The sequence below is a fragment of the Anaerovibrio sp. genome (genome assembly GCF_051866355.1).
Taxonomy (GTDB): domain Bacteria; phylum Bacillota; class Negativicutes; order Selenomonadales; family Selenomonadaceae; genus Anaerovibrio.
The window spans coordinates 3,161-9,251 of record NZ_JBJDWZ010000155.1 but is presented as its reverse complement, the minus strand read 5'-3'; the positions used below and the strand labels follow the sequence as shown (position 1 = coordinate 9,251).

At 52.2% G+C, this 6,091-nt stretch carries 7 protein-coding genes; 2 read left to right on the top strand and 5 right to left on the bottom strand.

Features of this window, described 5'->3' with window-relative positions:
* Window positions 1-398 (top strand): hypothetical protein (locus tag ACI3UA_RS08155; RefSeq protein ID WP_439724318.1); only part of this gene is annotated, 398 nt, incomplete at its 5' end.
* 26 nt (window positions 399-424) lie between these two features.
* Window positions 425-1,345 (top strand): PRC-barrel domain-containing protein, encoded by a 921-nt coding sequence (locus tag ACI3UA_RS08150; RefSeq protein ID WP_439724317.1) that lies wholly within the window; start codon window positions 425-427, stop codon window positions 1,343-1,345.
* A 221-nt stretch (window positions 1,346-1,566) separates the two neighbouring features.
* Here ACI3UA_RS08150 and ACI3UA_RS08145 read toward each other — a convergent pair whose 3' ends face one another.
* From ACI3UA_RS08145 to ACI3UA_RS08125, 5 genes are all read right to left on the bottom strand, one after another.
* On the bottom strand, window positions 1,567-2,016 hold the full coding sequence (locus ACI3UA_RS08145; RefSeq protein ID WP_439724316.1) for a PaaI family thioesterase: 450 nt from the start codon (window positions 2,014-2,016) through the stop codon (window positions 1,567-1,569).
* 535 nt (window positions 2,017-2,551) lie between these two features.
* Window positions 2,552-3,475 carry a SufB/SufD family protein gene (locus tag ACI3UA_RS08140; RefSeq protein ID WP_439724315.1) on the bottom strand — a complete coding sequence of 308 codons (924 nt, stop codon included), beginning with the start codon at window positions 3,473-3,475 and terminating at the stop codon, window positions 2,552-2,554.
* Window positions 3,469-4,221: an ABC transporter ATP-binding protein gene (locus ACI3UA_RS08135; RefSeq protein WP_439724314.1), complete on the bottom strand. Its 753-nt coding sequence runs from the start codon at window positions 4,219-4,221 to the stop codon at window positions 3,469-3,471. Before ACI3UA_RS08135 ends, ACI3UA_RS08140 begins: the two co-directional genes overlap by 7 nt.
* Window positions 4,222-4,608: 387 nt before the next feature.
* Complete coding sequence (locus tag ACI3UA_RS08130) at window positions 4,609-5,895, bottom strand: adenylosuccinate synthase (protein ID WP_439724313.1); 1,287 nt, start codon at window positions 5,893-5,895, stop codon at window positions 4,609-4,611.
* 49 nt (window positions 5,896-5,944) lie between these two features.
* Entirely contained in the window at window positions 5,945-6,088 is a 144-nt protein-coding gene (locus ACI3UA_RS08125) for a hypothetical protein (RefSeq protein ID WP_439724319.1), read from the bottom strand.
* Window positions 6,089-6,091: the final 3 nt, after the last annotated feature.

Below are 6,091 nucleotides of genomic sequence, written 5' to 3'. Positions count from 1 at the left end.
CCCTGTCCGCCATGACCACCATGGACCAGCTGCTGGATTTTGCCTTTGAACAGAATCTACAGAAGCGGCCACAGGTGGCACTTGCCGCCTACCAGACGGCCCTGGAACGCTACCGCGGCGACAGTTATGCGCCGTTTATCGTGGTTTCCATTGCCAACATCCATAAAGAGCAGGGCGACTACGATGCCGCTATTGACAGCATCCGCAGAGCCATGGACATACCGGCCATGCTGGAGAGCAGTTCCATCAAAAGGCAGTTTGACGATACGCTGAGCTACCTGATGATTACCAGGAACGTCCTGCAGACAGCCGGGCTTGGCAACATCTCCTTCAAGGAGATTCCAAAGAAATACATGTCACAAATCGAGTCTATCTACAACAGCAGAAAGTCTCGCTAAATAAAAAATTCTCAGGAGGAATTCCAATGAAAAAAAGTATTGAAATCATTGGCCTGCCGGTAATCAGCATTACCGAGGGCCGGGAGCTGGGTATGAGCAAGACTCTGCTCATTGACGCCAAGAATGGCGCTATTGCCGCAATCACTATTGAGGACGAGGACTGGTACAGGGGAGTAAAGCTGCTGCCTTATTCCTCCGTTATCGCCATCGGCGAGGATGCCGTTACCGTAACCAACAGTGAAAACATCCTGACACTGGAGGATGCCGGTGACTACGAGGCCATGATGGACGCCAATATCAAGATTATCGGCACCAAGGCCATCACCAAGTCCGGTACAATCCAGGGCAAGGTGGTAGAAATCTATATCGGCGACAACGGCAACATCGAAAAATGCGAGATAGAGGGCCGTGACGGCAGCCTGTCCGAAATCAGCTCCGAGCAGATTTCTATTTTCGGCAAGCAGGTAACAGTTATTGATTCCGATTTGGAAAAAAAAACTGAAATCGTAGCACCGAAAGCGCCTGCAGCGGCTGTAGAAGCCCCGAAGGCCCCGGCCGCAGAGCCGGAAGAGCCGAAGGCTGAGCCAAAGAAGGCAGAGCCTGCCAAGGCTGAAGCTCCAAAGGCCGAGCCAAAGGAAGTAAAGCCTGCCGAGCCGAAGGCCGCTCCAAAGGCTGAAGCAAAGCCGGAGCCAAAGGCCGCTCCGAAGGCTGAGCCAAAAGCCGAGGCAAAGCCGGAGCCAAAGGCCGCTGACCCTTCCATCCAGATGGCTGACAAGGCCACCGAAGAGCGTCACCGCCGTTTCCTGCTGGGCAAGACTGTTACCCGCACGCTCACCACTGATTCCGGCGTAGTGCTGGTAAACGAAGGTGACACCGTAACCGAAGAGGTTCTGCAGAAGGTAAAGATTGCCAACAAGTTCATCGATCTTTCCATGAACGTGCAGTAAAAACAGCGCAGAGCCAAGGGCACTAAGCAACAGACTGCCAAAGGCCGGAGGCGGAAAGCAAAAAGCAATCAGCCAAAGGCCGGAAGCAAAAAGCAAAAAAAGAACAGCCCCAGGGCATTGGATAAAAAAGGGTGGCATCTCCCCGCGCGGGAGGCCACCCTTTTTACGTTGAATTTTCACATTGAATTTTCCACGTCGGCTTTTTCACATTGTATGTCATATTACTGCCGGGCTTCCTCTACGCACAGGCCGATTACGAAGAAATTGGCCGTAGCCTTGCAGAGAATCGCACCATCTTCATCCCTGATTTCCGTTTCACAGACCAGGGTCTTCCTGCCATTGTGCAGAATGTGCCCCGTTGCCCACAGCCTTGTCCCCTCGGCCGCCGCCTTGATAAAATGGGTATTCATGGACTGGGTGACAACCTTCTTGTTCACGGACAGGCAGGTCGCCCCCATGGCCGTATCCGCCAGGCTCATCAGTGCTCCCCCGTGAGCGATATGATAAAAATTGGACAGCTCCCCTGCGGCCTCCATGGACAGCGTTACCCTGCCCTGCTCCACACGCTCCACCTGAATCCCCAGCAGCTTCACGTAGGGATTTTCGTGATAAAAATTATGCAGATGAGCCAGAACCTTCTCATTGATTTCTGCTTCCTTCTCTTCACCCATAACATCAGCCTCCTCACACAAACATGCTTATATTCTACAACACCTGCCCTCAAATGGCCATACCAAAATTCATTGAACAATTTAAAAGCAAAAAATATCACTTTCGGCCTATTGTGTGCATTGTATACATACAACAATACTGAAAATCGACCACTTCAATAAAAAAGTCCCAAAAAATAATTATTATTGTTATACATTTTCCTTGACAATCCAGGGCCAAAATACTATACTATTCTCAGGTTAAAGAAATGGCCTCGCCGTTTTCCCGCACTTATTATTGATTGCGGCGTACGTCATATAACCGTCGGGCAGGGTGGAAGTTATTCCACCCTTTTCTCGTGCCAAAAAACAGCATCAGCCACAAACAACCTGCAGAAAAAGCAACAACAGAGGATACCAAACAGGAGAAAAGAACAAATATATGAAAAATAAAAATACCTCTATGGACGCATCGGCACCGATAGGAGCCTGATGCCATCTGCCATAGAGGTATTTTATTGCCTGTTTCCTTGCCTGTTGTATTGACCGTAAAGGATTATCGCAGGAAGCCGCCGATAATCTGCTCCTCCGCCTCTGCCTCGGTCAGCCCCAGGGACATGAGCTTGATGAGCTGGTCCCCGGCAATCTTGCCGATAGCCGCCTCATGGATAAGGGCCGCATCCACGTTCCTGGCATCCAGCTTCGGCACGGCCACCACATGGGCCTTGTCCATGATGATGGCATCACACTCCGCATGGCCGCTGCAGACGCTGTTGCCCACAATGGCCGCCTCAAAGACCTGCTCGGAGCTGTCCTTGGCTACGGAGCGGGAAATGACATCCGTGCTGGAGCCATCGCCATTCAGCGCCACCTCGTAAACGCTGGTGGCAACCTGCTCCCCGTGGGTCATGAGACGCTCATGGACAATCATGGTGGCACCTTCGGCCAGTTCCGCCTTTGTGATGCGGTGGGTGTTATCCACGCCCTTTATCTGCACCATTTCCATGTCCACATAGCTGCCGGCCTCCTGATACACCTCCGTAACAGGGTTCAGGATGCGCTTGCCTGTGCCATCCCCTTCGCCATAGTGCTTTTCCACATAGCGTATCCTGGCATTTTTGCCCACAAAGAAGCGATGCACGCCGTCATGCTGGGAATCCTGATTGCCGCAGTTGTGAATGCCACAGCCGGCCACGATAACCACATCGGAATCCTCGCCAATGTAAAAGTCGTTGTACACGGTTTCCTTGATGCCGCTCTCGCTGAGCACCACAGGAATATGCACGCTCTCATTTTTTGTGCCGGGCTTGATGCGGATGTCAATGCCGCTCTTGCCGTCGGTCTTGGTGGCAATATCTATATTGGCAGTGGTGTTGCGCCCTGCCTTTTCCCCGTTGACACGGATATTGTACGCCCCCTCCGGCACGCCGTGCAAATCGGCCACCTCGGTCAGCATCTGCATCTGAATTTTGTCTAGCATGTCGCTACCCCCTTTTCCGGTGCCAGCTTGCTGCAGGCGGCACTGACCGCAGAGGCGGTTCCCAAAAGCTCCGGCAGTATCTCGTCCTTCGGCCCCTGCTTTGCCACCCTGCCGTTCTCAATCACCACAATCTCATCGGCGATATTCAGGATGCGCTCCTGATGGGAAATAATCAGCACCGTTCCCTGCACGGTTTTCCGGATATTCTCAAACACCTGAATAAGATTCTGGAAGCTCCAGATGTCGATGCCGGCCTCCGGCTCATCAAAGATGGAAAACTTCGTGCCCCGTGCCAGCACCGTGGCAATCTCGATGCGCTTCAGCTCGCCGCCGGACAGGGATGAGTTCACCTCGCGCTGAATGTATTCCTTGGCGCACAGCCCCACGCGGGAAAGGTACTCACAGGCCTTTGCTACGGACAGGTTGGAGCCGGTAGCCAGACGCAGAAGGTCAATCACCTTGATGCCCTTGAAATGCACCGGCTGCTGAAAAGCAAAGCTGATGCCCAGCTTCGCCCGCTCCGTGATGTTTTTCTCCGTGATGTCCTCGCCGTCAAAAAGCAGCTGCCCCTCGGTAATGGGATTGATGCCCATGATGGTCTTGGCAAGGGTGGACTTGCCGCCGCCATTTGGCCCCGTGATTACCACAAACCTGCCATCAGGGATTACCAGATCCATGTGGTCGATAATATTTTTGCCAGCATTGCCATCTGCAACTGTGTAGGTGACATTTTTTAATTCCAGCATAACAATCTACTTCTCCTAAATACACACAAAATAAATAATACACATAAGAATTTACTAAAAAATACTTAAAATAAAATATTTGAAGCACTTAAAGCACACAATTCACACATGGTATACATGCCATATACGCATAATAGACATGCAATACACACAAAAGGGGCTATCATCTTTTTACTCAAGATGATAACCCCTAAAACTGAATGCGCTCCGCCTTATACCCGATAGCATGAATGTACCCACGAAAACACGCTCTCGCTCCTCATTGTGCCTCGCGTTACTAACATTCATCTATCGCGTCACCGCTCTGATGAATGAAGTAACGAGGCACAACAAAGGTTTTCTTAGGATACATGTCACGCTATCTTCCTAGGCTTAACAACTTAAACTTTAGAACAAATCCTTGGCCAGCACGATGGTCTGGTCGCGGTTCGGCCCTACGGACACAATGCCCAGGTCGATGCCGGTAACCTCTGCCATGCGCTCCAGATAGATGCGTGCCTTTTCAGGCAGCTCCTCATAGGTGCGGATGCCGCTGATATCGGTCTTCCAGCCCTCAAAGGTTTCGTACACAGGCTCAACCTCTGCCAGCACCTTCAGCGAAGCCGGAATCTCGTTGATGATTTCGCCCTTGTACTTGTAGGCTACGCACATCTTGATTTCATCCATGCAGTCGAGAATATCAAGACGGGTGATAGCCATGTAGTCAATGCCGGACAGCATCCCCGCATAGCGCACGATGCAGGCATCCAGCCAGCCAGTACGGCGCGGACGGCCGGTAACGGTGCCATACTCATGACCGGCATCGCGGATTTTGTCGCCAATCTCATTAAGCTGCTCTGTCGGGAACGGCCCCTCGCCTACGCGGGTGCAGTATGCCTTTACCACGCCTACAACCTTGTCGATGTCGCGAGGCGCAACGCCTGCGCCTACGCCGATACCGCCGGAAATAGGATGGGAAGCGGTAACATACGGATACGTACCGTAGTCAATATCCAGCATGGTTGCCTGAGCCCCTTCAAAGAGGATTTTCCTGCCAGCCTTGATTTCATCATGCAGAAGGGCGATGGTATCGCATACATAAGGGCGCAGGCGGTCTGCATAGCCCTCGTACTCCTTCAGCATGGACTCATAGTCCATCGGCTCCTTGCCGTAGAGCTTCACAATCTCCTGATTCTTCAGCTCCAGATTTTCCTTCAGCCTCTTGGCAAATTCTTCCTTGTCAATGAAATCGCAGACACGGATGCCGATGCGGTGGTCGCGGTCAGCATAGCACGGGCCGATGCCGTTCTTGGTGGTGCCGACCTTGTTGTCGCCCTTCAGCTCCTCGATATAGCCGTCCATCTCGCAGTGATACGGCAGAACCACATGGGCGCGGTTGCTGATGCGGATGCCGCTGACATCAATGCCCTTCTCAATCATGCCGTCCATTTCCTGCAGCATGACCTTCGGGTTGAACGCAACGCCGTTGCCCACAACGCACAAGGTTCCCTTGTAAAGAATACCGGATGGCATCAGGCGCAGCTTGTACTCCGTGCCATTGACGGCAACAGTGTGGCCGGCATTGCTGCCGCCCTGATAGCGGACAACGGTTTCCGCCTTCTGTGCCAGATAATCTACGATTTTACCCTTACCTTCGTCACCCCACTGGGTGCCCAAAACTACAACAGCCGACATACAGCAGTCTCCCCTCATTTTTTCTATCAACAAAATCCCCGCCCGGCAATTACAGGCCAAAACGTGCCATAATCATGTCCACATGGCGGAGGAAATAATCAACCTTGAAGCACTCGTCAATCTCAGCCTGGGTGAGATACTTGGTAACGTCCTCGTCCTTGCTGATATTGGTGCGGAAATCTTCCTTCTGCAGCCA

What these genes read in the sequence shown, in the direction of transcription:
- ACI3UA_RS08150 (WP_439724317.1), top strand. Translation starts at nt 425, where the DNA reads ATGAAAAAAAGTATTGAAATCATTGGCCTGCCGGTAATCAGCATTACC.
- ACI3UA_RS08145 (WP_439724316.1), bottom strand. Translation starts at nt 2,016, where the DNA reads ATGGGTGAAGAGAAGGAAGCAGAAATCAATGAGAAGGTTCTGGCTCAT.
- ACI3UA_RS08140 (WP_439724315.1), bottom strand. Translation starts at nt 3,475, where the DNA reads ATGCTAGACAAAATTCAGATGCAGATGCTGACCGAGGTGGCCGATTTG.
- ACI3UA_RS08135 (WP_439724314.1), bottom strand. Translation starts at nt 4,221, where the DNA reads ATGCTGGAATTAAAAAATGTCACCTACACAGTTGCAGATGGCAATGCT.
- ACI3UA_RS08130 (WP_439724313.1), bottom strand. Translation starts at nt 5,895, where the DNA reads ATGTCGGCTGTTGTAGTTTTGGGCACCCAGTGGGGTGACGAAGGTAAG.